This window comes from Salibaculum sp. (assembly GCF_035270045.1).
Lineage (GTDB): Bacteria > Pseudomonadota > Alphaproteobacteria > Rhodobacterales > Rhodobacteraceae > Salibaculum.
Window position 1 is genome coordinate 60572 of record NZ_DATFIP010000047.1, and the last position, 26128, is coordinate 86699.

29 protein-coding genes are annotated in these 26128 nt (G+C 64.2%); 15 read left to right on the forward strand and 14 right to left on the reverse strand.

The window, feature by feature from the left end; genetic code table 11:
- Nucleotides 1-38 precede the first annotated feature (38 nt).
- The 5 genes from VJ897_RS07525 to mbfA all read right to left on the reverse strand — a co-directional run bounded on the left by VJ897_RS07525 (nt 39) and on the right by mbfA (nt 4023).
- Nucleotides 39-485 carry a YaiI/YqxD family protein gene (locus VJ897_RS07525; protein WP_414706703.1) on the reverse strand — a complete coding sequence of 149 codons (447 nt, stop codon included), beginning with the start codon at nt 483-485 and terminating at the stop codon, nt 39-41.
- Entirely contained in the window at nt 482-1309 is an 828-nt protein-coding gene (gene fghA, locus VJ897_RS07530; RefSeq protein WP_324054709.1) for an S-formylglutathione hydrolase, read from the reverse strand. The genes VJ897_RS07525 and fghA overlap by 4 nt, the downstream gene beginning before the upstream one ends.
- A complete protein-coding gene (locus VJ897_RS07535; protein ID WP_324054710.1) occupies nt 1309-2001 on the reverse strand; it encodes a nitroreductase family protein in 693 nt (230 codons plus the stop codon). Before VJ897_RS07535 ends, fghA begins: the two co-directional genes overlap by 1 nt.
- A gap of 8 nt (nt 2002-2009) precedes the next feature.
- Nucleotides 2010-2936 carry an AEC family transporter gene (locus VJ897_RS07540; RefSeq protein WP_324054712.1) on the reverse strand — a complete coding sequence of 309 codons (927 nt, stop codon included), beginning with the start codon at nt 2934-2936 and terminating at the stop codon, nt 2010-2012.
- Between the two features lie 109 nt (nt 2937-3045).
- A complete protein-coding gene (mbfA, locus tag VJ897_RS07545; protein ID WP_324054713.1) occupies nt 3046-4023 on the reverse strand; it encodes an iron exporter MbfA in 978 nt (325 codons plus the stop codon).
- A 164-nt stretch (nt 4024-4187) separates the two neighbouring features.
- Between mbfA and VJ897_RS07550 the strand changes: the two genes are divergently transcribed.
- On the forward strand, nt 4188-4805 hold the full coding sequence (locus tag VJ897_RS07550) for a TetR/AcrR family transcriptional regulator (protein ID WP_324054715.1): 618 nt from the start codon (nt 4188-4190) through the stop codon (nt 4803-4805).
- Between the two features lie 15 nt (nt 4806-4820).
- On the opposite strand, the gene VJ897_RS07555 is transcribed toward VJ897_RS07550, so the two are convergent.
- Together VJ897_RS07555 and VJ897_RS07560 are read right to left on the reverse strand one after the other, a co-directional pair.
- Nucleotides 4821-5513: an NYN domain-containing protein gene (locus VJ897_RS07555; protein WP_324054717.1), complete on the reverse strand. Its 693-nt coding sequence runs from the start codon at nt 5511-5513 to the stop codon at nt 4821-4823.
- A gap of 21 nt (nt 5514-5534) precedes the next feature.
- The gene (locus VJ897_RS07560; protein WP_324054719.1) at nt 5535-6647 is read right to left on the reverse strand and encodes an S-(hydroxymethyl)glutathione dehydrogenase/class III alcohol dehydrogenase; all 1113 of its coding nucleotides are present in this window, start codon (nt 6645-6647) and stop codon (nt 5535-5537) included.
- 100 nt (nt 6648-6747) lie between these two features.
- Between VJ897_RS07560 and VJ897_RS07565 the strand changes: the two genes are divergently transcribed.
- A complete protein-coding gene (locus tag VJ897_RS07565; RefSeq protein ID WP_324054721.1) occupies nt 6748-7032 on the forward strand; it encodes an I78 family peptidase inhibitor in 285 nt (94 codons plus the stop codon).
- Nucleotides 7033-7098: 66 nt separating this feature from the next.
- Nucleotides 7099-7440 carry a DUF2794 domain-containing protein gene (locus VJ897_RS07570; RefSeq protein ID WP_324054723.1) on the forward strand — a complete coding sequence of 114 codons (342 nt, stop codon included), beginning with the start codon at nt 7099-7101 and terminating at the stop codon, nt 7438-7440.
- A gap of 10 nt (nt 7441-7450) precedes the next feature.
- On the opposite strand, the gene VJ897_RS07575 is transcribed toward VJ897_RS07570, so the two are convergent.
- The 3 genes from VJ897_RS07575 to VJ897_RS07585 form a co-directional block, all read right to left on the reverse strand.
- Nucleotides 7451-8281, reverse strand: coding sequence for a C40 family peptidase (locus VJ897_RS07575; RefSeq protein ID WP_324054725.1), 831 nt, complete (start codon nt 8279-8281; stop codon nt 7451-7453).
- Nucleotides 8278-9654 (reverse strand): leucyl aminopeptidase family protein, encoded by a 1377-nt coding sequence (locus VJ897_RS07580; RefSeq protein WP_324054726.1) that lies wholly within the window; start codon nt 9652-9654, stop codon nt 8278-8280. The genes VJ897_RS07575 and VJ897_RS07580 overlap by 4 nt, the downstream gene beginning before the upstream one ends.
- Before the next feature lie 65 nt (nt 9655-9719).
- On the reverse strand, nt 9720-10100 hold the full coding sequence (locus VJ897_RS07585; protein ID WP_324054727.1) for a hypothetical protein: 381 nt from the start codon (nt 10098-10100) through the stop codon (nt 9720-9722).
- Nucleotides 10101-10268: 168 nt separating this feature from the next.
- Between VJ897_RS07585 and VJ897_RS07590 the strand changes: the two genes are divergently transcribed.
- From VJ897_RS07590 to VJ897_RS07600, 3 genes are all read left to right on the forward strand, one after another.
- Entirely contained in the window at nt 10269-10916 is a 648-nt protein-coding gene (locus tag VJ897_RS07590) for a carbonic anhydrase (protein ID WP_324054729.1), read from the forward strand.
- Nucleotides 10917-10986: 70 nt separating this feature from the next.
- On the forward strand, nt 10987-11964 hold the full coding sequence (locus VJ897_RS07595; RefSeq protein WP_324054731.1) for a sodium-dependent bicarbonate transport family permease: 978 nt from the start codon (nt 10987-10989) through the stop codon (nt 11962-11964).
- A 1-nt stretch (nt 11965) separates the two neighbouring features.
- Nucleotides 11966-12277: a P-II family nitrogen regulator gene (locus VJ897_RS07600; protein ID WP_324054733.1), complete on the forward strand. Its 312-nt coding sequence runs from the start codon at nt 11966-11968 to the stop codon at nt 12275-12277.
- Nucleotides 12278-12332: 55 nt separating this feature from the next.
- On the opposite strand, the gene VJ897_RS07605 is transcribed toward VJ897_RS07600, so the two are convergent.
- From VJ897_RS07605 to hemN, 3 genes are all read right to left on the reverse strand, one after another.
- Nucleotides 12333-13355, reverse strand: a complete 1023-nt coding sequence (locus VJ897_RS07605) for an aspartate-semialdehyde dehydrogenase (protein WP_324054735.1) — start codon at nt 13353-13355, stop codon at nt 12333-12335.
- 63 nt (nt 13356-13418) lie between these two features.
- Nucleotides 13419-14597, reverse strand: coding sequence for an MFS transporter (locus tag VJ897_RS07610; RefSeq protein WP_324054737.1), 1179 nt, complete (start codon nt 14595-14597; stop codon nt 13419-13421).
- Nucleotides 14598-14662: 65 nt separating this feature from the next.
- Complete coding sequence (gene hemN, locus VJ897_RS07615; RefSeq protein ID WP_324054739.1) at nt 14663-16018, reverse strand: oxygen-independent coproporphyrinogen III oxidase; 1356 nt, start codon at nt 16016-16018, stop codon at nt 14663-14665.
- 63 nt (nt 16019-16081) lie between these two features.
- Between hemN and fnrL the strand changes: the two genes are divergently transcribed.
- A complete protein-coding gene (fnrL, locus tag VJ897_RS07620) occupies nt 16082-16825 on the forward strand; it encodes a transcriptional regulator FnrL (protein ID WP_324054741.1) in 744 nt (247 codons plus the stop codon).
- Between the two features lie 47 nt (nt 16826-16872).
- Here fnrL and VJ897_RS07625 read toward each other — a convergent pair whose 3' ends face one another.
- Nucleotides 16873-17715, reverse strand: coding sequence for a universal stress protein (locus VJ897_RS07625; protein ID WP_324054743.1), 843 nt, complete (start codon nt 17713-17715; stop codon nt 16873-16875).
- Nucleotides 17716-17917: 202 nt separating this feature from the next.
- On the opposite strand from VJ897_RS07625, the gene ccoN reads away from it, so the two are divergent.
- The 8 genes from ccoN to ccoS all read left to right on the forward strand — a co-directional run bounded on the left by ccoN (nt 17918) and on the right by ccoS (nt 25947).
- Entirely contained in the window at nt 17918-19510 is a 1593-nt protein-coding gene (ccoN, locus tag VJ897_RS07630) for a cytochrome-c oxidase, cbb3-type subunit I (RefSeq protein WP_324054745.1), read from the forward strand.
- A gap of 12 nt (nt 19511-19522) precedes the next feature.
- Nucleotides 19523-20299 (forward strand): cytochrome-c oxidase, cbb3-type subunit II, encoded by a 777-nt coding sequence (ccoO, locus tag VJ897_RS07635; RefSeq protein ID WP_324054747.1) that lies wholly within the window; start codon nt 19523-19525, stop codon nt 20297-20299.
- A gap of 10 nt (nt 20300-20309) precedes the next feature.
- Complete coding sequence (locus VJ897_RS07640) at nt 20310-20528, forward strand: cbb3-type cytochrome c oxidase subunit 3 (protein ID WP_324054749.1); 219 nt, start codon at nt 20310-20312, stop codon at nt 20526-20528.
- Complete coding sequence (ccoP, locus tag VJ897_RS07645; RefSeq protein ID WP_324054751.1) at nt 20525-21415, forward strand: cytochrome-c oxidase, cbb3-type subunit III; 891 nt, start codon at nt 20525-20527, stop codon at nt 21413-21415. Before VJ897_RS07640 ends, ccoP begins: the two co-directional genes overlap by 4 nt.
- 299 nt (nt 21416-21714) lie before the next feature.
- Nucleotides 21715-23133: a cytochrome c oxidase accessory protein CcoG gene (gene ccoG / locus VJ897_RS07650; protein WP_324054753.1), complete on the forward strand. Its 1419-nt coding sequence runs from the start codon at nt 21715-21717 to the stop codon at nt 23131-23133.
- Complete coding sequence (locus VJ897_RS07655; protein ID WP_324054755.1) at nt 23133-23579, forward strand: FixH family protein; 447 nt, start codon at nt 23133-23135, stop codon at nt 23577-23579. Before ccoG ends, VJ897_RS07655 begins: the two co-directional genes overlap by 1 nt.
- Entirely contained in the window at nt 23579-25783 is a 2205-nt protein-coding gene (locus VJ897_RS07660; protein ID WP_414706707.1) for a heavy metal translocating P-type ATPase, read from the forward strand. Before VJ897_RS07655 ends, VJ897_RS07660 begins: the two co-directional genes overlap by 1 nt.
- Before the next feature lie 2 nt (nt 25784-25785).
- Nucleotides 25786-25947, forward strand: a complete 162-nt coding sequence (gene ccoS / locus VJ897_RS07665) for a cbb3-type cytochrome oxidase assembly protein CcoS (protein ID WP_324054757.1) — start codon at nt 25786-25788, stop codon at nt 25945-25947.
- Nucleotides 25948-26128 lie beyond the last annotated feature (181 nt).

A 26128-nucleotide genomic window follows, 5' to 3' on the forward strand; every position in this document is an offset into this window, starting at 1 on the left:
GAAAGCCCCGTCTACGGCACCATGAAAAGGCCGGCCGCTCAGCGCGGCCCGGCGCCCCGCAACTGGCGTTCCAGCCGGTCCAGGAAACGCGAACGGTCGGCCTTGGTGAAGCCCCTGCCGCCACCCTGGCGAAACGGGTCGGCAGCGCGTAGATCGGTCATCAGGTCGCGGGTGGCCAGCGCCTGGCCCACGTTGCGTGGAGTCAGTTCCTCGCCATCGGGCTTGAGCACGGACGCACCGGTCTCGACACAGCGGGCCGCAAGAGGAATGTCACCGGTCACGACCACGTCCCCGGGGCCGCAGCGTTCGGCGATCCACTTGTCGGCCTCGTCGGGGCCATCCGGGACGAAGACCGTTTCGATCAGCGGATTGGCCGAGGGCCGAAGGCCGCCGTTGGCCACGATGGTGACGGGATGCTTGTGGCGCGTGGCGACGCGCTCGACCTCGGCCTTCACGGGGCAGGCATCGCCGTCGACGAAGATCACGCCCACAATGCCTCGGCATGGAAGGCCAGGTGATCCGCAATGAAACTGGAAACGAAGAAATAGCTGTGGTCGTAGCCTTCTTGAAGGCGCAACTGGCCCTGTTGACGCCGCGCAGTCATGGCATCGGCCAGTGTGTCCATGCGCAGCAAGTCCCAGAAATCGTCACGCGTGCCCACGTCGACCAGGACCGGTCCGTCGAAGCCACTTTCGCGCATCAGCAGGCTTGCGTCGTGGGCGCGACCGGCCTCGACGCTGCCAAGGTAGCCTTCGAACTGCTTTCGGCCCCAGTCGCTGTCGGTCGGGTTGCAGATCGGCGAGAAGGCCGAGACCGAGCGGAACCGCCCTGGCAGGGACATGGCCAGGGTCAGCGCCCCGTGGCCGCCCATGGAATGCCCGGTGATCGCCTGCCGATCGGGGTCGATGGCAAAACCGTTGTCGAGGATCGTGGGCAGTTCCTCGGCTAGGTAATCCCACATCCGGAAATGGGGGGTCCAAGGCTTTTGCGTCGCATTCAGGTAGAAACCGGCCCCCTGGCCCATGTCGTATTCGGGGTCGTCGGCGACCCCCTCGCCCCGCGGCGACGTGTCGGGAAAACACAGCGCGATGCCGTGATCCGCCGCCCAGGCCTGCGCGCCTGCCTTGGTCATGGCGTTCTCGTGGGTGCAGGTCAGACCCGACAGGTACCACAGCAACGGCACCGGACCGTCGCCGGTCTCTTCGGGCAGGAACAGCCCGAAGGTCATATCGCAGGAGCAGGCGTCCGAGCGGTGTCGATAGACGCCCTGAACTCCCCCGAAGCAGCGGTTCTCGGAGAGTGTTTCCATCAGCTTTTTCCTTCGTATGTGGTCATGATCTGATCCAGCGGTTTCTTTGACTTGGCAATGGCGGGGACGGTCGCGTCCTCTCCCGGATGGCCGATAGCAAGGATCATGACCGGTTTCTCGTTCTCAGATCGTTCGCACAGACCGTTGAGGAACTTCATCGGGTTGGGCGTATGGGTCAGGCAGGACAGCCCCGCGGTATGCAGTGCGGTGATGAGCATTCCGGTGGCTATGCCGACGCTTTCAGGAACATAATAGTGCTTGATCCGTTTGCCCTCGCGATAGCCCCAGCGCTGGGCGAAGATCACGATCAGCCACGGCGCGAGATCCAGGTGCGGCTTGGAGGCATCGGTGCCGATAGGTTCCAGCGCGGCCAGCCACGCGTCACCACCGCCACCGTCGTAGAATCTCTCTTCTTCGGCCTCGGCGGCCTTGCGGATCTCGTGTTTCATCCCGGGGTCCGAGATGGCGACGAAATGCCAGGGCTGCTGGTTGGCGCCGCTGGGCGCGGTGCCCGCCGCCGCAATGCACCGTTCGATCACGGCACGCGGAACCGGCCGTTCGGAATAATCGCGGATCGAGTGGCGGGTCTGCATCAGCGCGAGGAAATTCGCGGCCGCCTCCTGCATATCGGCATCCGTTAAGCTGCGCCTGTGCGGCAGGCGCAGCGCCTTGTAGACGGGTCGCTCGGCCATGGCCCCTCCTAGCTGCTGACAAGGGCGATGACGCCCGAAACGGTGAAAACGCTGACCGCGGTCGAGATCAGGATCGACGCCGACACCCTGTGCGGCGCGACGCTGTAGTGCTGGGCCAGAATGTAGACATTCCCGGCAACCGGCAAGGCGGCAGCGGCAATCATGACACCAGCTGCATAGGGGTCCACCGGAAACACGTAGAGCGCGGCGAACCCAACGGCCGCCGGATGCAGCACCAGCTTGGCGAAGGACAGCCAACCGGCGACCGCCACCCGCTCGGCAGACTTGCTGGCCAGCGAGGCCCCGATGGCAAACAGCGCACCGGGCGTCGCCGCTGCGCCAAGGATTTCCAGGAAATCGTCCGCGGGGCCGGGAATGGACAATGGCAGGGCCGAAACGATCAGCCCCATGCCGATGGACATGATCATCGGGTTCTTGAGAAGCCCCAGCCCGACAGTGCGCAGGATGCCAAGGCTCATCCGACCGTCGCGCGACCCGGTGATCAGGATCACGATCAGCGAGCCGAAGACGATCAGGTCCACCGACAGGACCATCATCACTGCCGGGATCGCTTCGGCCCCCAGTAGCATGGCCAGCATCGGAATCCCGAGAAACCCGACGTTACCGATCACGGCGCATTGTGCCTCAACCGCTGCCTCTTCGATCCCGCGGCGGCGCAACAGGGCGACGCCATTCGCCACGACATAGATCAGGAGCGTCCCCCAGAAGTAAGCCTGCACGAAGGACCAGTCGAAGATGTCCCCAATCGACAGGTTCGCGGCGAACCTGAACAGCATGGCAGAGAGCGCGAAATAAAAGACGAACTTGGTCAGCCAAGCCGTGGCCTCTGCTGTAAAGAAGCCGGTCCGGCCCGCGCCGTAGCCCAGCCCGATCAGGGCGAAGAAGGGCAGCGTCTGAAGGAAGATATCCCACATGAAGGCAGCGTTAGCAGGCCCGGCGGACCGGTGCCAGTGGCAAGGGGCACAGGCACGATCGGGGCCGTTTCAGGTCCGACACAAGGGCTCCGCGGTCTTGGCGACGCGCCTAGCCGCCGCCGATCAGCGCGCCCGCCGCAAAGACCAGCGCCCCGCCTAAAACGACCTGGAACGTCGCGCGCAAAAAGGGCGTGTCCATGAACCGGTTCTGGATCCAGACAATCGCCCAGAGTTCGACGAAGACAACGATGAGCGCGGTTATGGTCGCCGTCCAGAAATCCGGGATCAGGTAGGGCAGCGCGTGGCCCAGCCCGCCCAGCGTGGTCATGACGCCACTGGCCAGACCCCTCTTGAAGGGTGACCCGCGCCCCGAGATCTGGCCATCATCCGAAGCGGCCTCCGTGAATCCCATCGAAATCCCGGCCCCGACAGAGGCCGCCAGGCCGACCAGAAAGGTCGTCCATGTGTCCTGTGTAGCGAATGCCGTGGCAAAGATCGGGGCCAGCGTCGAGACCGAGCCGTCCATCAGACCGGCAAGCCCCGGCTGAACCCAGGTCAGGACAAAACGGCGATGCGCCTCGGAATCCTCGTCGCTGCGGGCATCGTCGCCCAGGTGCTCCTGCTCCAGTTCGTCGGCGGTGTCGGCGTGGCCCGCCTCGGCCGCAGCCAAGTCGCCCAGCAGCTTGCGGGTGTCCGCGTCGGTGGTGGCCGCCGCCGCAGCCTCGTAAAAACGCTGGGCGTCGCGCTCCATCAGATGCGCCTCTTCGCGTATCCGCTCCAGGCCGAGGTTCTCGACCAGCCAGACCGGACGGCGCGCATGGAACCCGGCCACGTGTTCGCGCCGCAGCAATGGAATGGTCTTGCCAAATCGGACCTCGTGCAGGTCAATCAGGCGGCGGCGGTGCGTGTCTTCTTCCCCGGCCATGCCGTCGAAAACCGCGGCCGACGAGGGGAAATCCTCGCGCAGCATCTCGGCATAGCTGCGGTAGATTCGGGCGTCGTCCTCTTCCGATGATATGGCGAGAGCCAGGACCTCCTGCTCGTTGAGGTCCTTGAAACGGCGGCGGGATGGAATTCCGGGGATCACGAGAACACCTCATTTTTAGAATAATTCTAATATGTATAATTCCTGTTGGATTGCAAGCTCCGTATCTTCGGTGTCTGCCAAGAAGCGTTCCGGGACGCGGCTGACGTCGCGGTTTCCTTGCTGAAAGTGAACCGGACGGTTTATAGTCGTCGCACGGAGGAGAGATGGCCGACGGCGATATCGAGATCAAGAAAGGCCGCAAGTTCGACCAGGTGCTGCTGGGAGCGCGTCAGGTGTTCATGGCCCACGGCTACGATGGCGCCTCGGTCGACGAGATCGCGCGCGCCGCGGGGGTGTCCAAGGCCACGCTCTACAGCTATTTCCCCGACAAGCGCCTGCTCTTCGCCGAGGTGGCCAAGCACGAAAGCGAACGCCAAGCGCAGCTTTCCCTGGCCGAGATCGACACCAACGGCCCGCCGGAGGAGGTTCTCTATCGCGCGGGCAAGAGCCTGATGACCTTCCTGACCTCACGCTTCGGCCAACAAGTCGTCGGACTCTGTTCCGCCGAGGCGCAACGATTCCCCGAACTGGGCTGCATGTTCTACGATTCGGGCCCTGGCCTGGTTCGTCAGCATTTCAGCCACTACCTTGCCTGTGCCGCTCAGGCGGGCCGGTTGCGGATCGACGATCCTCTGCTGGCCGCCGACCAGTTCGCCGAACTCTGCAAGGCTCGGATTTTCACCCGCATCACCTGCGGGGTCCAGACCGAGTTCGACGACGACGAACTGGAGATGATCCTGACCGCTGCCGTCGATTTGTTCATGGCCCGCTACGGCCCCTGACGACACGCGTGGGCGTCAGTCCTTGCGGCGCACTTCCATGTGATTGCCGGACCCGCGGCGCAGTTCGAACAGCTTGAGTGTGCCGACAAGGTCACTGAGCTTCGTCTTGCCATAGGTGCGCGGGTCGAAGTCGGGGTTGTCGGCCACGAGCTTTTGCCCGATCGCACCCAGACCGACCCATTCGCTTTCCTGATCGACCGCGTCCATGGCGCGGCGGATCAATGGCACCGCTTCGGTAGGTTTGCGCTTGCCCGATTGGGGTGCGTCCTCCTCGGCGATGTTCTCGATCAGGACGAACCGGTTGCAGGTGTTGCGCAGGCTGACCGGGGTCTTGGCCTCGCCGATACCGATCACGGACAGGCCCTGTTCGCGGATGCGGCTGGCCAGTGCCGTGAAATCGCTGTCGGAACTGACCAGCACGAAACCGTCGAACCGGCCCGAATGCAGGATATCCATGGCGTCGATGACCAGGCCGATGTCGGTGGCGTTCTTGCCAGTTGTGTTCGACGGCAACTGCCGCTGCACTAACCCCAGCTCGGCCGCGGTTTTCTTCCAGCCCGACAGGTGACCGCTGGACCAGTCGCCATAGACCCGGCGCAGGGCCGGCTCCCCGAACTGGGTGATCTCCTTGAGGACCGCCTCGGCGTGGCTGGACGAGACGTTGTCCGCGTCGATCAGAACGGCATAGAGGCTGTTGGGGTCCGGCATGAGCCCTCCGCAGGCATGAGATTAATAGACGACGACCGAGCGGATCGACTCACCGCGATGCATGAGGTCGAAACCGGTATTGATCTCGTCCAGCCCAATGGTGTGGGTGATCATCGGGTCGATCTCGATCTTGCCGTCCATGTACCAGTCCACGATTTTCGGCACGTCCGTCCGGCCCTTGGCGCCACCGAAGGCAGTGCCGCGCCAGACCCGCCCGGTGACCAGCTGGAAGGGGCGGGTGGAAATCTCGGCCCCCGCGGGGGCCACACCGATGATGACGCTTTCGCCCCAGCCCTTGTGCGCGGATTCCAGCGCGGCGCGCATCACGTCCACGTTGCCCGTGGCGTCGAAGGTATAATCGCCACCGCCCCCGGTCAGATCGACCAGGTAGGGGACCAGGTCGCCCTCGACCTCGGCCGGGTTGACGAAATCCGTCATGCCGAAACGCTCGGCCATGGCCTGCTTTTCGGGGTTCAGGTCGACACCGACGATCTGGTCGGCCCCCGCCATCCGCAGTCCCTGGATCACGTTCAACCCGATGCCGCCAAGGCCGAAGACGATGGCGCGCGCGCCGATCTCGACCTTCGCGGTGTTGATGACCGCGCCGATCCCGGTGGTCACGCCACAGCCGATGTAGCAGATCTTGTCGAAGGGCGCATCGGAGCGCACCTTGGCCAACGCGATCTCGGGCAGGACGGTATGATTGGCGAAGGTCGAGCAGCCCATGTAATGCAGAATCGGGTCACCATCGAGCGTGGAAAACCGGCTCGTGCCATCGGGCATCAGGCCCTGCCCCTGGGTAGACCGGATCGCCTGGCACAGGTTGGTTTTCCCGCTCAGGCAGTATTCGCATTCGCGGCATTCGGGGGTGTATAGCGGGATCACGTGATCGCCGGGCTTGAGGCTTTTCACGCCCTCACCCACCTCGAGCACGACGCCTGCGCCCTCGTGGCCCAGGATCGCCGGGAACAGGCCCTCTGGATCAGCGCCCGACAATGTGAATTCATCGGTGTGACAAATGCCGGTGGCCTTGATCTCGACCAGGACCTCACCGGCGCGTGGACCTTCCAGGTTCACGTCCATGATTTCGAGCCGCTTTCCAGCGGCGGTGGCTACGGCGGCGCGGGTACGCATGGTGAATCCTTCCTGATACTTTGGCGAAACCCTCATGTAAGTGCTGCCGCGTTGCAAGCACCAGAGTTGATTTCACCGCCTGAAATGCGACCATCCGCACATGCGACCCCTTTGCCTTGCGACGCTCTTTATCAGCCTTGCCGCCTGTGGCACCTTGGATCATTCTGATCCGCCCCGAGTGCCGCCCCAGGGCGCGGACAACTGCGGCGCAGGTGATCACGCGGGCCTGGTCGGGCTGGACGCCACCGCGCTGGAACAGGTGCTGATCCTCGGGCCCGTGCGTGTGATCCGCCCCGGCGACGCGGTGACCATGGATCAGCGGCCCGGACGCATCAATTTCGTCGTCTCCGAGGCGGGGCGAATCGAGCGCATAAGCTGCGGCTGACCCCAGCACTGCGCCGCTTTGACAAACGGGTTGAAAAACCCGGGCATAGCAGCAAGTCTAGCCGCTATGAATGCCCCTCCGCCCATCCCGCTGACAACCCGTGAAAGCCAGAAAGTGGCGTTCCATCGTTCCGAGTTGAACGTCATCCTGTCGCTTTACGGACGCATGGTTGCCGCCGGAGAATGGCGGGACTACGGAATGTCGTTCCTCAAGGACGTGGCGGTGTTCTCGGTCTTCAGGCGGACGGCCGAGGTGCCGATCTACCGGATAGAGAAACGGCCCAAGATGCGGCTCCGGCAGGGCCAGTATTCCGTCGTCGGGATGGAAGGGCAGGTTCTCAAGCGGGGGGACGATCTCAGGACCGTGCTGCGGGTGCTCGAACGCAAGCTGATCCGCGCGGTAGAGTAGAAGGCCCCCGTTACAGCCGTCTGCGCATGGTAATCTGCCCATCCCCCTGCGCCATGATCCGGGAAATGGCAGCGTCGATTGGCTCAAGCGTCACCGCCATATGATGCAAGTTGGCGTGGATCAGGGTCTGAGGATCCGCAGCAAGGGCGACATGCCCCTTCCAGAAGAACAGGTCGCCCCGCTTTATGGGGTCATCCGGCGCGACAGCCTCACCCAGCGTGGCCTCCTGCACGTCGCTGTCACCGGGACAGGGCCGACCGCAGGCGTGCAGCGCGACCTGCACCAGTCCCGAACAATCGATCCCGAAAGACGAATTCGCCCCCCAAAGGTAAGGCGTGCCCAGGTAGCGTTCCGCCACGGCCACGGAATCGGATTCCAGATCATCGGCCAAATGCGCCGTGGGCACCCAGCCAAGTTCGGTGCGAGTGAACCGGCCCTCTTTCTCGCTCGTCGCAACGATGGCCATATGCGGCAGGGCCATGCGCTCGGGCGCCTTGAAATCGGGCGCGTCGTAGACGTGGGTCTGCCGTGCGCCGATCCACTCCAGTGCCTCGGGCCGGTCGCTTTCCGCGGCCAGACCCGCCTCGGCCACCCATCCAACATATTCTGCCAGCGCCGCGATGCCGAAGGCGAAACCGTCGCGCCTTTCCAGCACCTCGAAACCCTCGCCATAGCGCAGTTGCCTGGCGCGTGGACCGCCGGGGGACAGGCTCAGATCCAGGACCGGCCAGCCGACATGGCGGGGCGGCTCGGGGTCCGCCGGGCTGCGGTCCGGATACTCGGCGGCCAGCCAGCGTGCGACGACGCGGTCATTAACCGGGGTCAGACGCGGGTCGCTCACGACGACAGCACCGCCGGCAGGGCCTGCAACAGGGCCCGAGCCCCCTGCCCAACGCCGCCCTTGGGGCGCGCCGGCGCCGGGGTAGGCTGCCAGCCATAGATGTCGAAATGTGTATAGGGGGCGGTCTCAACGAAACGGCGCAGGAACAGCGCCGCGGTGATCGACCCGGCGAAGCCGCCCGCGGGCGCGTTGTCCAGGTCCGCGATTCCAGGCTCGATCATGGCTTCGTAGGGATCATGAAAAGGCATCTGCCAGACCGGGTCGCCCACCAGGGCGCCGGCTTGCGGCAGGGCCTCGGCCATCCGCGCGTCGGTAGTGTAGAAGGGTGCAATGTCGGCACCCACGGCGGCGCGCGCCGCGCCGGTCAGCGTGGCGAAGGAGACGATCTGGTCGGGTGCCTCCTCGTCGGCCAGGGCCAGCGCGTCGGCCAGCACAAGCCGCCCTTCTGCGTCGGTGTTGTTGATCTCGACCGTGAGCCCCTTGCGGCTGGTCAGAATGTCGCCGGGGCGGAACGCATCGCCACCGACGGCGTTTTCTACAGCCGGAATCAGAACGCGCAACTTCACTTCAAGGCCCAGCGCCATAATCATCTGGGCCAGGCCCAGCACGGTGGCCGCGCCGCCCATGTCCTTTTTCATCAGCGCCATCGAGCCGCCCGGCTTGAGGTTCAGCCCGCCGGTGTCGAAGATCACCCCCTTGCCCACAAGGGTCAGCGTCGGGCCACTGTCACCCCAGCGCAGATCGATCAGACGCGGGGCGCGTGCGGCGGCGCGGCCGACAGTATGTATCATTGGCAAATCACGCGACAGCAGGGCGTCGCCTTCGACAACCTCGATCGCGGCGTCATGATCCTCGGCCAACCGTGCGGCAGCCTCGGCCAGCTCTTGCGGGCCCATATCGTTGGCCGGTGTATTTATCAGGTCACGGGTCAGCGCCTCGCCCGCGGCGATGGCTTCCAGCCGTGCGGCATCGACGCCTGCAGGGGCGGCAAACCGAGGCCGCTCTTCCGTCACGGTTCGATAGCGGTCGAAGTGGTAGCCCGTCAGAAGCAGGGCAAGCGCCGCCTCGTCCAGCGCAGCGCCCTCCAACGTGTTTTCCAGGTGATAGTTTCCGGCGGGCAGGCCCTGCGCCGCCTCGGCAATGGCCATGCGCTTTCGCCGCCGCTGCTCGGCACTGCCCAACCCGACGAAGGCACAGGAGATCTCGCCCGCGTCGTCAGGCACCAGTTGCCGCTCGCCTGCCCGGCCCGAGAAGCCGGTCGCACGCAGCCAGGCGGCCCAGCGCCCGGGCAGGGCGTCCAGCAGAGCCGCCAGGTCCTCGACGGCGACGGCGTGCAGGGGGGTCGTCTGCGTGGCGGGCGGCAGAAATTTCATGGCGGGGGACCTTTCCGGATCAAATCTCGCGCCAGCCTAGTGCATGGTGCCGCCGCTGCAAGCGCTCACCAGCCGGGGCGAATGAGGCCGATCTCGTCCAATGTGGCGGTCAGCAACCGCATCAATCGCGCCAGGGTCGCCGCAAGGGCAGGTTCGTCCCCGGCGACATGGCAGTAGTGCGCATCCGCCCCCACCCGAGCGACACGTCGCATCCCGATCCGGTCGGCCAGTGCCACGATGGCGTGCAGCCGGCTGTCAAGCCGCTCCGGCTCGGCCAACTGATAATCGTCCTCGAGACGGCGCAGGTGCCGGCCTAGGTCGGTCAAACAGACCGAGAGAAAATCTTCGGTGCGCCGGACATCCTGAGCCCCGGCCATTTCGCCCGCCACGGGCAGGCACTGGTCATGTTGCCCCGCTTCACGCGGAACCAGCCTGATTATCTGCATTTCCCCTTTCCCGCGACACGGCGCGGGACCCTTGATATTCACCACGGGGCACAGCCTGACGCGAAACGGTTTCCAAGGCGGTAACGAGGCGGCGGCGCGCAACAGGGTTTTCCCTCGAAATTGCCGCGAATTGGGCGTATGCCCATGGTCCGGACCGGAGGCAGGATAATGCTCAGCCCAACCCCCTTGCCCGACTACCTCGTCAATCGCTACCACGGCTGGCGAGCCACCACCTATGCCAGGAATACCGCCTGGTATCAGCACCTGGCCGAGATGGGCCAGCACCCCCGTGCCATGGTGATTTCCTGTTGCGACAGTCGGGTCCATGTGACCTCGATCTTCGGCGCCGACCACGGCGAGTTCTTCATCCACCGCAACGTGGCCAACCTCGTGCCGCCGCATACCCCCGACGGAGAGACCCACGGCACCTCGGCCTCGGTCGAATACGCGGTCACCGTACTGAAGGTCGCCCACCTGATCGTTCTCGGCCATTCCAACTGCGGCGGCGTTAAGGGCTGCTATGACATGTGTTCAGGCAAGGCGCCCGCGCTCGAGGACAGTTCCAGCTTCGTCGGCCGCTGGATGGAGATTCTTCGCGGCAAGTTCGAGGCCCTGCCCTCGGGCGACGAGGACACGCGCCTGCGGGAACTGGAACAACAGGCGGTCAGGACGTCGCTGCAGAACCTCATGACATTTCCCTTCGTTAGCCAGGCCATGCAGGGGGGCCGGCTTACGCTGCACGGTCTTTGGAACGACATCGGCGCGGGCAGACTGTCCTGCCTTGATCCGCAGACCGGGGAATTCACTCCGCTATGATCCGATAGAGGTTGCCCCGGCGGCAATTCGATCCTAAGCACCCGCAACCTGAGACGACCCGGGGTGCCTTATGGCCGACATCCTTTCACTTGCCGCCGAAAATCTTCTGTCCCCCGTCATTTTGTCGTTCATCCTGGGTGTTGCCGCGGCACTTGGCCGGTCCGACCTCTCGGTGCCCGAGGCCGTCGCCAAGGGGCTTTCGATCTACCTGCTTTTCGCCATCGGCTTCAAGGGCGGGGCCAGCGTGGCCAGCCACGGTGTGGACGCCACGCTGGTTGCGACCATCGCGGCGGGCCTGATCCTTTCGGCCGGTCTGCCCATGATCGCCTTCAACCTGCTGAAGATCATGACGCGGATGTCGCGCACCGATGCCGCTGCGGTGGCCGGGCACTATGGCTCGATCTCGATCGTGACCTTCGTGGCCGCGACCTCCGTGCTGCAGGGGCGCGGCATCTCCTCCGAGGGCTACATGGTGGCCGTGGCCGCCGTGATGGAGGCCCCGGCAATCCTCTCGGCACTCTGGCTGATCTCGACCGGGGGTTCCGAGAAACGCATGGACGGCGCGCTGTTGCGTGAAATCCTTCTCAACGGCTCCATTGTTTTGCTGGTGGGGGCATTCTTCATCGGCATGGTGACAGGCGAGGACGGGCTGGAGAGCATATCCAGCTTCATCGTGGCGCCCTTTACCGGCGTACTTTGCCTATTCCTGCTGGACATGGGTCTGGTCGCGGGGCGTGGGTTGCGCGACGTGCGCGGGGTTCTGGGCGGCGGGGCCATCGCCTTCGGCGTCCTCATGCCCTTGGTCGGTAGCCTGGCAGGACTGGCGGCAGCTATGCTGATCGGACTCAGCACCGGCGGCGCTGTCCTGCTCATGGTGCTGTCGGCGTCGGCAAGCTATATCGCGGTTCCAGCGGCAATGCGCGTCGCCCTGCCCGAGGCGAACCCCTCGATTTACCTGACCCTGTCCCTGGGCATAACATTCCCCTTCAACCTGACGGTCGGCATCCCGCTTTACGTGACGCTGGCCGAACTGGCCACCGGAGGCTGACATGAAGACCCACAAGGCAAAACGCGTGGTCATCACGATCGAGGCCATCATGCAGAAACGCCTGACGGACACGCTCGAAAGCGCGGGCGTAACAGGCTATTCCATTCTTGACGTGATTGGCGGATCTGGCCGCTCCGGCCCCTGGACCTCGGAGGGCCAGATCAGCCGGGCCAGCGGCATGGTGCAGGTAATCTGCATCATCCGCGAGGAACGCCTGGATACCCTGATGGAAGCCGCTTTCGACGTGGTAGACAAGCACATCGGCGTGGTCACGATCACCGACGTGGAAGTCTTGCGGGCCGAACGGTTCTGAAACGAAAGGACCCGCCGAGTGCGGCGGGTCCCCGGGAATCTTCCGTTATCGTCGGTCAGCCCTTCTTGAGCATTCGAACGCCCAGCGTCTCGGCAATCTGAACGGCGTTGAGGGCCGCGCCCTTGCGCAGGTTGTCGCTGACGCACCAGAAGTTCAGGCCGTTGTCGATGGTGCTGTCTTGGCGGATGCGGCTGATGAAGGTGGCAAAATCACCAACGCATTCGACGGGCGTGACGTAGCCACCGTCCTCGCGCTTGTCGACGACCATGAGACCGGGCGCCTCGCGCAGGATGTCGCGGGCCTCGTCGTCGTCGAGGAAATCTTCGGTCTCGATGTTGATCGACTCGGCATGGCCCACGAAGACCGGGACACGCACACAGGTCGCCGTGACCTTGATCGAGGGGTCGACGATCTTCTTGGTCTCGGCGACCATTTTCCACTCTTCCTTGGTGGACCCGTCATCGAGGAAAACGTCGATATGCGGGATCACGTTGAAGGCGATTTGCTTGGGGTAGACACTTGGCTCGACCTCCTGCCCCGGCACATAGACACCCTTGGTCTGGTTCCAGAGCTCGTCGATGCCATCCTTGCCAGAGCCGGAAACCGACTGGTAGGTGCTGACCACCACGCGCTTGATACCCGCGCGGTCATGCAGCGGCTTGAGCGCGACGACCATCTGCGCGGTCGAACAGTTGGGGTTGGCGATGATGTTCTTCTTGGCGTAGCCATCGACCGCTTCTGGATTGACCTCGGGCACCACCAGCGGAACGTCCGGATCGTAGCGGTAAAGCGAGGAATTGTCGATCACCACGCAGCCCGCTGCGGCCGCCTTGGGCGCATAGGTCTTGGTCGCATCCGACCCGATGGCGAAAAGCGCCATGTCGAAGCCCGTGAAATCGAACTGGTCAAGATCCTTTGTCTTGAGCGTCTCGTCGCCATAGCTGACCTCGGTGCCCAGCGAGCGGCGGCTGGCCAGCGCGACGACTTCGTCGGCTGGAAACTGGCGCTCTGCCAGGATGTTGAGCATTTCCCGGCCCACGTTTCCCGTGGCGCCGACGACGGCGACTTTGTAGCCCATTGGCTTTGGCTCCCGATTTGAAATCGTTCGCCTGATAACTCTGCAAGGCAGAAATTGGAAGGGCTAGTCGATCCGGTCGCGGCTGAAGGCATAGATCGCCAGCCCCGCGAGCAACAGCAGACCGTAGACCAGGAACAACGTGGCATAGGGGTCGGACGGGGCCTCGGCCACCGCGGATTGCGCCGTGTGAACCTGGCCAGTGACGAACTGCATCACCCCGACACCCGCGATCCCAAAGAGGTTCATGAGTGTAACGCCGCGCCCGGTCAGATGCGCCGGGAAAAAGGCACGGCCATGGGCGATGAGTTGTGGAAAGGACGCGCCGAAGAAGCCGACCAGCGCCAGCAGCGCAACCACGGTCCAGATATTGCTCATGGTTAGGCCAGCAAGCGCGAAGCAGGCCGCGGCCCCCAAAAGGTTGCCCCCGAAGATGCCCCACTTGCGCGTGCCCAGCCAGCGGTCCAGCGGTCCGTAAAAGAAGTTGCCGGCGATCATGGCCAGCCCCATGACCAGGGACACGAGGCCGATCCGGGCCGCGTCGGCACCAAAGACATCCGCCATATAGGGGCCGACCCAGAGCCCCCGTGTCCCCGCCGAGGGCGCGTAGTTCACGAACATCAGCGGCAGGATCAGCCACATGGCCGGAATCCTCAGGATATCGAGGACCGAGCCGCGCTTTTCCGCCCCGGCCCTTGGCGGGTCCGAGACGAAGGCCGCGATCAGAACGGCGAGGCCCAGGCTGATCGCCGCCAGCACGAAAAGCGTGCCGCGCCAGCCAAAGACCTCGGCCGCCCAGGCCAGCGGTACGGAACTGGCAACATTGCCCAGTGAGCCGACACCAAGGACCACGCCCGCCAGGGTGCCGAAGACGGCCGCCGAATAGATCCGCGCGAAGATGAAATAGGCGGCCATCAGGACCGGAGAACAGCCGATACCCAGAAGGACCATGCCGAGGACGATGTGCAGAGGCGACTGGGCCAGCGCGCAGACCAGCGCTCCGCCTGCCCCGCCCAACGCGAAAAGCACGGCCGCCGTGCGCCGCGGGCCGACCCTGTCCAAGGCTGCGCCCACGGGAATCTGCATCGCGGCGAAGGCCACGAACCACATGCCCGAGGCATAGGACAGGTCCGCCGGCGTTGCCCCTAGCTCGGCCTTGAGCGCAGGCGCCAGAACCGCAAGGAATGCACGGTAGAATTGGCTGAGCACATAGGCCAGCACGAGGCTGATGACGCCCGCTCGCATGTCGTTCCTCCCCTTTGACGGGGATCAGGTCGCACGGGGCGGCATCAGGGACAAGTCAAAGCACGTCAGAGCGCCCGCGAGTGGCGCCCCTCGGGCATCGCGTATTCGTCCAGTTCCGCTGCGACCAGCCGCGCCACGAGCCGGGCGTTCTCGCTCAGGCGGATGCGGTTGTCATGCACCTCGACATGGTCGGGGAAGTCCCGCGGGATGTGGCGAACCCGGTCGCGCAGCGCGGCGACCGACAGGCCATGGCGCGCCGACAGCGTCTCCAGATCGAGTTCGAAGCGGCACATGAGCATCTCGATCATGTCGGCTCGCAACTGATCCTCGGCGCTCATCGCATGACCGCGAACGGTCGCAAGGCGCCCTTCCGTGACGGCCGCCGCATAGATCGAAGAGGTCGAATGATTCTGCGCGAACCCCTGCGGATAGCGCGAGATCGCCGAAGCCCCCAGCCCGATCAGCAGGTCTGCGGTGTCATCCGTGTAGCCCTGGAAATTGCGCCGCAAAGTCCCGGTCCGGTCGGCCTCGGCCAAGGTGTCACCCTCCCGGGCGTAATGGTCGATACCGATCTCGCGATAGCCGTCCCAATTGAAAAGCCGCCGCGCGGTGTCAAAGAGTGCCAGCCGCGCCTCGGCGTCGGGAAGGGCGTCGGCGGGGATCATGGCCTGCCGCTTGGCCATCCAGGGCACATGTGCATAGCCATAAAGCGCCACACGGTCAGGCCCCAAGGACAGCACCTTCTGGACGCTGTCGGCCATGCGGCCCTTGTCCTGGTGCGGCAGGCCATAAAGGATATCCATGTTAAGGCTTTGCACGCCGGCATCGCGCAGCATATCGACGACATCCCGGGTCTGTTCGAAGCTCTGTCGGCGGCCAATGCACTCCTGCACGACCGGATCGAAATCCTGCACCCCGATCGAGGCACGGGTCATGCCGATATCCCTGAGGGCCTCGATTCGCGGCTGATCCACCTCGGTGGGGTCAATCTCGACCGAGAACTGGCAATCCTCGGCCCAAGGCCGGAAACCGGCGATGTCGCGTCCCAGGTCGCGGATCATCTCGGGCGGCAGCAGCGTCGGCGTTCCGCCACCAAGGTGCACCTGGCTGAGCACGACATCCTCGGGCAGGTTGGTCGCGACGGTGGCCATTTCAGCGCGCAACTGGTCCAGGTAGGGGATCAGCGGACGATCGGTACTCGTGCCCTGTGTGCGGCAGGCACAGAACCAGCACAAGCGGCGGCAGTAGGGAATGTGCAGGTAGAGCGAAACACGCGCCCCTGACGGCACAGCCTGCAACCATTCCGAGACAACGCTCGGGCCTATGCTATCGTCAAAGTGGTTGGCCGGCGGGTAGCTGGTATAGCGCGGCGCCCTAGCGTCAAAGAGTCCCAAACGTCTCAGTCGGTCCATGGATGACATTGCAAACCCCTAATCAGTCACGTTACGGTAGGCCCGTTCACCTTGCGTACGGGGACCCACGCTGTGTCAATTTCGCTGTCGACAACGGATATCCGTTGCGCTGATTGCCCGATCCGTCACCGGGCCGTCTGTTCCAACTGCACTGATGATGAACTTCAGCAGCTGGATCAGATCAAGTATTACCGTACCTACGCGCCCGGGCAGACGATCGCCTGGGGCGGAGATGAGTTGGGCTTCGTCGGCTCGGTCGTGCGGGGCGTTGCCTCGCTCAGCCAGACAATGGAGGACGGTCGCACGCAGATGGTCGGCCTTCTGCTGCCCTCCGATTTCGTCGGTCGCCCGGGGCGCGCATCGCTGCCCTACGACGTGACCGCGGTGTCCGAGATCACGCTGTGCTGTTTCCGGCGCAAGCCCTTCGAGAAACAGTTGGCGATGACGCCGCACATCGCCGAGCGGCTTTTGGAAATGACGCTCGACGACCTGGACGCGGCGCGGGAATGGATGCTGATCCTTGGCCGCAAGACGGCCCGCGAGAAGATTGCCAGCCTGCTGACGATCATCGCCCGTCGCGAGAAGAGCATGGAATTCGCGGCGCAGGGCGACGCGGTGGTCATCGACCTGCCGCTGACCCGGGAAGCGATGGCCGATTACCTTGGTCTGACGCTGGAAACCGTCAGCCGCCAGATCTCCGCGCTCAAGCGCGAGGGAATCATCGCACTCGACGGGAAGCGGCGTATTCTCGTGCCCGACATGCCCGCCCTGATGGAAGAGACCGGCGACGACATGGATGGCGGCCTGATTGCCTGAGCGGGCCGCCATCGCGGCTTGTCTCACACGGTTGCCTCTCATAGCGCTCAATGGGTCATCACGATCGGCACCTTGGCCGACTCCAGCATTTCGCGGGTAGCGCCACCGAGGACAGCCTCGCGCACGCGCGAGTGGCCATAGGCCCCCATGATGATCACCTTGCTGCCGTGCTCGGCCACGAAACGGTTCACCACCGCCGACACCCGCGGCAGGGTCTTGGCCAGGATCGAGACTTCGGATTTCACTCCCTGCCGGGCCAGCATCAGGCAGAGCACTCCGCCCGGGTCCGAGCGTTCGGGCGAATGGCTGGGCGGGTCGACCATGACAATGTCCGTATGGTCCGCCCCGCGCAGCACAGGCAGCGCTTTCCGGACGGACTCTAGGCATTCATCGCTTTCGTCCCAGGCAATAACGGCGCGGTCGAAGCGCGTGGTGAAATCGCAAGCAACACGCGGCACGACCATGACCGGGGCCCCTGTTCCAAACAGCGCGGCCTCAAGTGTCAGGACCTGGAGCTGGGTCGCCGCCTCACCATAGGGCTGGGCCGCGACGACAAGGTCGGCATAGCGCGCAAGCCGCGCAACGGTCCCGTCCAGGCCCAGCGTCGTCACCACCGCGGGCGCCACCACAGGGGACAAGTCATAAGCCGCGAGCATTCCTTCGGCCCACTCGACAAGGTCATCGGCCTGCTGGCGCGCGTCGTCGATGCCGGACTCCAGCACCACGCCCGCGGCACCCACCGGCATGGCCTCGTAGCGCGCGGGGTCGATCCCGAGCGCGTGCACGTCCAGATGGGCCCGTTCGCGCACGGCGATTTCGGCGGCGGCGATAAGGGCGGGTGCATCGGCGACTGTATCAGTCACGATCACGGCAATTGTCTTGTAGGCCATGGCGGATCCTCGAGGTCTGTCACGCCGATCCATAGGGCGGGCGCGGGTCTTGAACCCCTGCACATCTAACAATCCTTCGCCCGGATTCACTTGACATGGATCAAGGCTTTGACCCCCTCTAGATGAGAAACCCCGAACGCATAAGCATCCGCCCGGACGATTCCGATCTGATTTGTCCGGGCCAATGAAGGGAACGCACGTCATGTGGGATTGGATCAAGATCGCGGTCCTGGGCATCATTGCCCTAATGGCCGCAGTGGCGGCGAACTTTGCGAGGGACCTGGCCTTTCAGGTGCACGCACTGATCGTCATGGCCGTCGCGGCCGGTATGTTCATCTATACGGTGAGAACAGCGGGAGACGAGAAACCGGCGCCGGTCGGCTATATGGACGGGGTCGTGCGCGCTGGCGTCATCGCCACCGCCTTCTGGGGCATCGCGGGGTTCCTCGTCGGGACCTTCATCGCCTTCCAGTTGGCCTTTCCGCAGCTGAACTTTGACTTCCTGCAAGGCTACGGCAACTTTGGCCGCCTGCGTCCTCTGCACACCTCGGCCGTGATCTTCGCCTTCGGGGGCAATGCCCTGATCGCCTCGTCCTTCTATGTCGTGCAACGCACCAGCGCCGCCCGGCTCTGGGGCGGCAATACCGCATGGTTCGTCTTCTGGGGGTACCAGCTGTTCATCGTGTTGGCCGCGACCGGCTACCTCATGGGGGCCACCCAGTCGCGTGAATACGCCGAGCCCGAATGGTACGTTGACCTCTGGCTGACCATCGTCTGGGTGGCCTACCTGGGTGTCTTCCTGGGCACGATCATCAAGCGCAAGGAACCCCACATCTACGTGGCCAACTGGTTCTACCTGTCGTTCATCGTGACGGTGGCAATGCTGCATGTGGTCAACAACCTGGCCCTGCCGGTCTCGCTCGTGGGGTCGCGATCGGTCAGCGCCATGGCCGGCGTGCAGGACGCCATGACCCAGTGGTGGTACGGCCACAACGCGGTGGGTTTCTTCCTGACCGCGGGCTTCCTGGGCATGATGTACTACTTCGTGCCCAAGCAGGCCGAACGGCCGGTCTTTTCCTACAAGCTGTCGATCATCCACTTCTGGGCGCTGATCTTCATCTATATCTGGGCCGGTCCGCACCACCTGCATTACACCGCGCTGCCCGACTGGGCCTCGACGCTGGGCATGGTGTTCTCGATCGTGCTCTGGATGCCCTCCTGGGGCGGCATGATCAACGGGCTGATGACCCTTTCGGGCGCCTGGGACAAGATCCGCACCGACCCGATCATCCGCATGATGGTCATCTCGATCGGTTTCTATGGCATGTCCACGTTCGAGGGCCCGATGATGTCGATCCGCGCGGTCAACTCGCTGTCGCACTATACCGACTGGACCATCGGCCACGTGCACTCCGGTGCGCTCGGCTGGAACGGCATGATCACCTTCGGCGCGCTCTACTTCCTGACACCGCGCCTTTGGAACCGGGCCCGTCTCTACAGCCTCAGGTTGGTCAACTGGCACTTCTGGCTCGCCACCATCGGCATCGTGCTCTACGCGGCCTCGATGTGGGTCACGGGCATCATGGAGGGCCTGATGTGGCGTGAAGTCGATGCGCAAGGTTTCCTGGTGAACTCCTTCGCCGACACCGTGAGCGCCAAGTTCCCGATGTACGTGGTGCGCGGCCTGGGCGGGGTGCTCTATCTCTCCGGTGCGATGATCATGTGCTACAACCTCTGGATGACGGTCCGCGGGCAGAAGGAAGTTTCCGCCACCGCCGCCACCCCGGCCGAATAAGGAGAACAAGAGATGGGAATTCTCGATAAACACAAGGTGCTGGAGACCCACGCCACGCTGCTGCTGGTCTGCAGTTTCCTCGTGGTGACCGTCGGCGGTATCGTCCAGATCGCACCGCTCTTCTACCTCGAAAACACGATCGAGGAAGTGGAGGGTGTGCGCCCCTATACCCCGCTGGAATTGGCGGGCCGGGAGATCTACATCCGGGAGGGCTGCTACGTGTGCCACAGCCAGATGATCCGTCCCATGCGGGACGAGGTCGAGCGCTACGGACACTACTCGCTGGCAGCCGAGTCGATGTACGACCACCCGTTCCAGTGGGGGTCCAAGCGGACCGGGCCGGACCTGGCCCGTGTCGGCGGCCGTTACTCGGACGCCTGGCACGTGGATCATCTGATCAACCCGCAGGCCGTGGTGCCGGAATCGATCATGCCGCCCTATGCCTACCTGATGGATCGCGAGATCGACCCGGAACACATGGACGATCTGCTGCGGACGCAGGCCATGGTGGGCGTGCCCTACACAGACGAGATGATCGAGAACGTGGAAGAGGACTTCTACGCACAACTCGATCCCTTCTCGGATGGCTATGACGGCCTGGTGGCGCGCTACATCACCGATGAAAATCCCGACGACGACCGCGAACCTCGAAACACGATCGTAGCGCGGAACTACGACGGGCAGGAAGAGGTCACCGAGATGGACGCCCTTGTGGCCTATCTCCAGATGCTCGGCACGCTTGTCGACTTCTCGACCTTCACCCCCGAAGAAGCCGCGATGCCGCGCTGAGGAGAGACCGATGGAAACCTATTCCCTGCTTCGCCACTTTGCAGACAGCTGGATGCTGTTGGCGCTGTTCATCTTCTTCATCGGAACCTGGTTCTGGGCCTTCCGGCCCGGGTCGCGCCCGGTGCATGACGATGCGGCCAATTCCATCTTCCGGAACGAGGACGCGCCCGCGGATGAGGATGGCGACCGTTCCCAGGACAACAACACCGACCCGGAGGGTCAGAAATGAGTGAAAAGAAAGAATATGACGGCGTCGAGACGACCGGCCACGAGTGGGACGGCATCGAGGAGTTGAACAACCCGCTGCCGCGTTGGTGGGTCTGGGTCTTCTACGCCACGATCGTCTGGGCGATCGGCTATTCCATCGCCTATCCCGCCTGGCCCGGCATCAAGAGTTCGACCGCTGGCCTGTTGGGCTACTCGACCCGTGCCAACGTGGCCGAGGACATCGCTGCCGTGAACGAACAGAACGCCGCACTGCGGACCGAGTTGGCCGGCGCAGACCTCGCCGCCCTTGTCGACAACCGGGACAGCGATGTCTACAGCTACGCAGTCAACGGCGGGCGCGCGGTTTTCGCTGCCAATTGCTCGCAATGTCACGGATCGGGCGCCAACGGGGTGGCCCCAGCAAATGGCTACCCCAACCTGCGCGACGACGCCTGGCTTTGGGGTGGCACGGTTGACGAGATCGCCTTCACGGTGTCCCACGGGATCCGCAACGAGCAGTCGCGTGACGCGCGTTGGTCCGAGATGCCCGCCTTCGGCGATATCCTGCCACCCGAAGAGGTGGACCAGGTCGTGCAGTACGTGCTGTCGCTGTCGGGCAACGAGAGTGACGCGGCACTGGCCGAAGCGGGGGCCGAGGTCTTTGACCTCAACTGTTCCTCCTGCCACGGGGCCGAGGGGATGGGCGACCAATTCCAGGGCGCGCCGAACCTGACCGACGCGATCTGGCTGTACGGCGGTGACGAAGAGAGCTTGACCGAGACGGTCATGAACTCGCGCTTTGGCGTCATGCCGGCCTGGTCCGACGAGTACCGCGTCGGCGCGGGTCTCAGCCAGGACGAGGTCAACGCCGTGGCCGTCTACGTGCACCAGTTGGGCGGCGGCCAGTAAGAGACTTGCCGGGGCTTCGCAGCGGCCCCTGGCAAAGGTGGACCTGATACCTGTTCGCGCATTCCATCAGGCCCGCCCCCTCCGATCGGAGGGCTACGCCCCCGGGGTTTGCCCCCGGGGGTATTTCTTTGCAAAATGCCGCAGGTGCGGGGGATAGCGGTTGAGAAAGCCGATCATATATCAATAAAACCAAAGTTGGCCCACGGATACGGCTTTTCAGTTGATCCAAGTCAAAGCCATGTCCCGGTCATATCAGCGAAACCGGTTCCAACGCGAACAGTCACGAACAGGACGATTCCATGAGTTCGACCGAAGAACAGTCGCTCTACGCCAAGCGTGAACCCGTATTTCCGCGCAAGGTGAAGGGCAAGTTCCGCACCCTCAAGTGGTGGATCATGGCAGTGACACTGGGCATCTATTACCTGACGCCCTGGATTCGCTGGGACCGTGGCCCGGCCCTGCCGGACCAAGCGGTTCTGGTCGACATGGCGAACCGGCGCTTCTTCTTCTTCTGGATCGAGATCTGGCCGCACGAGTTCTACTTCATAGCCGGGTTGCTGATCATGGCCGGGCTGGGGCTTTTCCTGTTCACCTCGGCGCTCGGGCGGGTCTGGTGCGGCTATACCTGCCCACAGACTGTCTGGACCGATCTATTCGTGCTGACTGAACGCTGGATCGAGGGTGACCGCAACGCGCGCGTCCGCCTGTGGAAGCAGAAGTGGGACGCCAAGAAGATTCGCAAGCGGCTTGAAAAATACGTTGTCTGGGCGCTGATCGGCCTGGCCACGGGGGGCGCTTGGATCTTCTACTTCGCGGATGCCCCGACGCTGCTGCAGAACCTTGTTACAGGGCAGGCCAACCCGATCGCCTATACGACCATGGGCATCCTGACATTCACTACCGTCTTCATGGGCGGGATCGCACGCGAACAGGTCTGCATCTACGCCTGCCCCTGGCCGCGCATCCAGGCCGCCATGATGGACGAGGACACAATCACCATCGGCTATCGCGAATGGCGCGGCGAACCGCGCGGCAAGGGCAAGGATCGCGAGGGCCTTGGCGACTGCATAGACTGCAATGCCTGCGTCAACGTCTGCCCCATGGGTATCGACATCCGCGACGGCCAGCAGCTTGCCTGCATCACGTGTGGTCTGTGCATAGACGCCTGCGACGACATGATGGAAAAGGTCGGCAAGCCACGCGGCCTGATCGACTATTTCACCCTCCGCGACGAAGAAGTCGAACGCGCCGGTGGCACTGCCAAGGATATCTGGCGTCACATCCTCCGGCCGCGCACGGTCCTCTATTCCTCGCTCTGGGCGGCTGTGGGCCTGGGGCTGGTCGTGGCGCTCTTCGTGCGCTCCGAGATCGATCTGACCGTCCGGGCTGAACGCAACCCACTCTTCGACCAGATGTCGGACGGCTCTGTGCGCAACACCTACGAACTGCGCCTGCGCAACATGACCGGCGATGACCGGCCCTTCCGCATCACGGTGACGGGCGATCCCATGCTCTACCTCCAGATCGAGGGCACACCCTACGAGACCGTCCAGGTCGATGCCGACCAGATGCTGATCCAGCGCGTTTATGTCACCGCACCGGCCGGGTCCGAGGCGGCACAGGACACACGCACGGACTTCCGCATCTGGGTGCAAGACCTGGAAAGCAACGAACGCACCCACGAGGACACCCACTTCAATGGACTGGAGAGCAGATAATGGTGATCACCGGCCGCAAGGTCTTTCTAATTTTCGCCGGCGCCTTTGCCGTCATCATTTCCGTGAACCTGCTGCTCGCCTTTTCGGCGGTGCGCACCTTCCCGGGACTGGAAGTCAAGAATTCTTACGTCGCCAGCCAGAACTGGGACGAGGAACGCGCCGCCCAACTGGCCCTCGACTGGACGGTGGATGCCGTGGTGCGCGACGAGATGCTGACGCTCAGCATCACTGACGCCATGGGCGCCCCCGTCGAGGTCCAAAGCCTGAGCGGCGTCTTCGGGCGGGCGACCTCGGTCAAGGATGACCAGACCCCGGCCTTCGAATTCAACGGCGAGGCCTATGTCGCCCCGGTCCAAACCTCGGACGGCAACTGGAACCTTCGGCTCGAGGCGGTGGCGCCGGACGGAACGGACTTCCGGCAGAGGATCGTGGTCCTGGTAGACTGATGGCAAGCACTGACCTGGAAACCGAGTTCGAAACAGGCGCCTCGGCCTGCCCCGGCTGCTCCATGGCCAGCGTTGCCGCGCAGCACGCTCGGCAACAGGCAGGCGAAGAAGATGAAACGATCCTGGTTTCCTTGCCGACGATCCATTGCGCCGCCTGCATCAACACGGTTGAACAGGGGCTTCTGGCCCTGCCCCATGTCAAGGATGCGCGGGTCAACCTGACCCGCAAGCGCGCCACGGTGCATGCAGACCCCGGCACCGACCCCGCCGATATTGCCGCTGATGTCGAGCGGCTCGGCTACGAAGCACACATCCTGGATTCCGCGACCCTGTCCGGCGACAGCGCCGACCGCGCCGGGCGCGACCTGCTGATGCGTCTTGCGGTGGCGGGCTTCGCTTCAATGAACGTCATGCTACTCAGCGTCGCGGTCTGGTCAGGGGCCGAGGGCGCCACGCGCGACCTGTTCCACTGGATCTCCGCGGCCATCGTCATGCCAGCCGTCGCCTTCTCGGCCCAGCCTTTCTTTCGCAACGCCTGGACCGCCCTTCGCGCTGGACACCTGAACATGGACGTGCCGATTTCCCTGGCGATACTGCTCGCGCTCGTGACGTCGCTTTGGGAAACGTCGCTATCGGGGGAACACGCCTACTTCGACGCAGCCATCGCCCTGACCTTCTTTCTTCTGACAGGTCGCTACCTGGATTACCGGACTCGGTCCGTCGCGCGCTCCGCGGCGCGCGAACTGGCAGCGCTGGAGGTGCCGAAAGCTTGGCGCTTGACCGAGGACGGGGACGAGAAGGTAGACGTATCGACCCTCGCCGTGGGTGACCTTATCCGGGTTCATCCCGGGGCGCGTATGCCGGTGGACGGGGAAATCACCGAGGGCCGGTCGGAACTCGACCGGTCGCTGCTGACCGGGGAAACCGTGCCTGTTTATGCCGAACCGGGCCGGGATGTCAGCGCGGGCGAGGTCAACCTGACCGGCCCCCTCGTGATCCGAGCCAGCGCCGTGGGCCGCGACACTTCTCTGCACCGCATGGCCGACCTGGTGGCGATCGCCGAATCCGGGCGGTCGCGCTACACTTCTCTGGCCGACAAGGCGGCCAAGCTCTATGCACCCGGCGTGCATATCCTGTCGGCACTGGCCTTCGTGGGCTGGCTCCTCTACTCGGGGGATCTTCGCGTTGCGCTCAACGTTGCCGCCGCCGTGCTCATCATCACCTGCCCCTGTGCGCTCGGGCTGGCCGTTCCGGCAGTCACCACCGCCGCGTCAGGTCGCCTGTTCCGTCACGGGCTCTTGATCAAGAACGCCACAGCGCTGGAACGCCTGGCGCAGGTCGACACGGTGGTTTTCGACAAGACAGGCACGCTGACCGCGGGCACCCCCGTCCTGACCAACCTTCAGTCGCTGCCCCCGCGCGACCTGCAGATCGCATTGGCCCTGGCCGAAGGTTCGGCGCACCCGCTGTCCAAGGCGCTGGCCCAAGCCGCGCGCGATGCGGGCGTTGTCCCCGCCGAGGTCACCGGGGTTACAGAGGTGCCGGGCCACGGCACCGAAGGGACCTGGCAGGGCAGCACTGTCCGGCTGGGCCGCGCCGGCTGGGTCGGGGCCGGGTCTGTAGACCAGACCGCCGCCTGGCTGCGGGTGGGCGGTGACGCTGCGCAACCCTTCCTGTTCACCGACCGGCTGCGCAATGGCGCGGCTGAAACTGTGGCGGCCCTCGAGCAAAGCGGTCTGCGCGTGATCCTGATGTCCGGAGATGGTCCGCAAGCGGTCCGATCGCTGGCCGAAACCCTCGGGATCGACGACTGGACCGCCGAGGCTCTGCCTGCCGACAAGGCCGCCCGCATCGAGGCCCTGAGCGCGGAAGGCGCCAAGGTGCTTATGGTGGGCGATGGATTGAACGACACCGCCGCGCTTACGGCCGCCCATGCCTCGATCTCGCCCGCCTCGGCGCTGGACGCGGCACGCGTGGCCTCGGACATCGTGCTGCTCGGCTCCACCCTCGCTCCCCTTCCCGAGGCCATAAGCACCGCCGGGCGCAGCCTGCGCCGCATTCGGGAGAACTTCACAGTGGCGACCTGGTACAATATCATCGCCGTACCGCTAGCGGTTGCTGGCCTGTGTTCGCCCCTGATCGCTGCGCTGGCGATGTCGGCCAGTTCGATAACAGTCTCCCTGAACGCCCTGCGCGTGAGGTAAGAATGGAAGTCTTGTCCTTTCTCATCCCCATCTCGATCTTCCTCGGGATCGTAGGGTTGGTCGGGTTCATCTGGACCCTGCGGACCAACCAGTACGACGATCCGGAGGGGGACGCTCGCCGCATCTTGTCGGACACCTACGACGACCACCCGGCCGAGGATTGACCACCGAGGAGAGCGGGGGCCATTGGTCAAATTGGTCGGGGTGGCGAGATTCGAACTCACGCCCCCAACCTCTTAAAGACGAAGACCCTTTTTGGAACTCCCAAGACCAAGGCGTTTCACGACGGGTTCCGGGCGCGCCACGTCATCAAGGATCGGAAGGGCCTGCCGCAACACCGAATGC

Excerpts from the sequence above, each read along its gene's own strand:
- fghA (WP_324054709.1), bottom strand. The coding sequence starts at position 1,309 with ATGGAAACACTCTCCGAGAACCGCTGCTTCGGGGGAGTTCAGGGCGTC.
- VJ897_RS07535 (WP_324054710.1), bottom strand. The coding sequence starts at position 2,001 with ATGGCCGAGCGACCCGTCTACAAGGCGCTGCGCCTGCCGCACAGGCGC.
- VJ897_RS07540 (WP_324054712.1), bottom strand. The coding sequence starts at position 2,936 with ATGTGGGATATCTTCCTTCAGACGCTGCCCTTCTTCGCCCTGATCGGG.
- VJ897_RS07550 (WP_324054715.1), top strand. The coding sequence starts at position 4,188 with ATGGCCGACGGCGATATCGAGATCAAGAAAGGCCGCAAGTTCGACCAG.
- VJ897_RS07555 (WP_324054717.1), bottom strand. The coding sequence starts at position 5,513 with ATGCCGGACCCCAACAGCCTCTATGCCGTTCTGATCGACGCGGACAAC.
- VJ897_RS07560 (WP_324054719.1), bottom strand. The coding sequence starts at position 6,647 with ATGCGTACCCGCGCCGCCGTAGCCACCGCCGCTGGAAAGCGGCTCGAA.
- VJ897_RS07565 (WP_324054721.1), top strand. The coding sequence starts at position 6,748 with ATGCGACCCCTTTGCCTTGCGACGCTCTTTATCAGCCTTGCCGCCTGT.
- VJ897_RS07570 (WP_324054723.1), top strand. The coding sequence starts at position 7,099 with ATGAATGCCCCTCCGCCCATCCCGCTGACAACCCGTGAAAGCCAGAAA.
- VJ897_RS07580 (WP_324054726.1), bottom strand. The coding sequence starts at position 9,654 with ATGAAATTTCTGCCGCCCGCCACGCAGACGACCCCCCTGCACGCCGTC.
- VJ897_RS07585 (WP_324054727.1), bottom strand. The coding sequence starts at position 10,100 with ATGCAGATAATCAGGCTGGTTCCGCGTGAAGCGGGGCAACATGACCAG.
- VJ897_RS07590 (WP_324054729.1), top strand. The coding sequence starts at position 10,269 with ATGCTCAGCCCAACCCCCTTGCCCGACTACCTCGTCAATCGCTACCAC.
- VJ897_RS07595 (WP_324054731.1), top strand. The coding sequence starts at position 10,987 with ATGGCCGACATCCTTTCACTTGCCGCCGAAAATCTTCTGTCCCCCGTC.
- VJ897_RS07600 (WP_324054733.1), top strand. The coding sequence starts at position 11,966 with ATGAAGACCCACAAGGCAAAACGCGTGGTCATCACGATCGAGGCCATC.
- VJ897_RS07605 (WP_324054735.1), bottom strand. The coding sequence starts at position 13,355 with ATGGGCTACAAAGTCGCCGTCGTCGGCGCCACGGGAAACGTGGGCCGG.
- VJ897_RS07610 (WP_324054737.1), bottom strand. The coding sequence starts at position 14,597 with ATGCGAGCGGGCGTCATCAGCCTCGTGCTGGCCTATGTGCTCAGCCAA.
- hemN (WP_324054739.1), bottom strand. The coding sequence starts at position 16,018 with ATGTCATCCATGGACCGACTGAGACGTTTGGGACTCTTTGACGCTAGG.
- VJ897_RS07625 (WP_324054743.1), bottom strand. The coding sequence starts at position 17,715 with ATGGCCTACAAGACAATTGCCGTGATCGTGACTGATACAGTCGCCGAT.
- ccoN (WP_324054745.1), top strand. The coding sequence starts at position 17,918 with ATGTGGGATTGGATCAAGATCGCGGTCCTGGGCATCATTGCCCTAATG.
- ccoO (WP_324054747.1), top strand. The coding sequence starts at position 19,523 with ATGGGAATTCTCGATAAACACAAGGTGCTGGAGACCCACGCCACGCTG.
- VJ897_RS07640 (WP_324054749.1), top strand. The coding sequence starts at position 20,310 with ATGGAAACCTATTCCCTGCTTCGCCACTTTGCAGACAGCTGGATGCTG.
- ccoP (WP_324054751.1), top strand. The coding sequence starts at position 20,525 with ATGAGTGAAAAGAAAGAATATGACGGCGTCGAGACGACCGGCCACGAG.
- ccoG (WP_324054753.1), top strand. The coding sequence starts at position 21,715 with ATGAGTTCGACCGAAGAACAGTCGCTCTACGCCAAGCGTGAACCCGTA.
- VJ897_RS07655 (WP_324054755.1), top strand. The coding sequence starts at position 23,133 with ATGGTGATCACCGGCCGCAAGGTCTTTCTAATTTTCGCCGGCGCCTTT.
- VJ897_RS07660 (WP_414706707.1), top strand. The coding sequence starts at position 23,579 with ATGGCAAGCACTGACCTGGAAACCGAGTTCGAAACAGGCGCCTCGGCC.
- ccoS (WP_324054757.1), top strand. The coding sequence starts at position 25,786 with ATGGAAGTCTTGTCCTTTCTCATCCCCATCTCGATCTTCCTCGGGATC.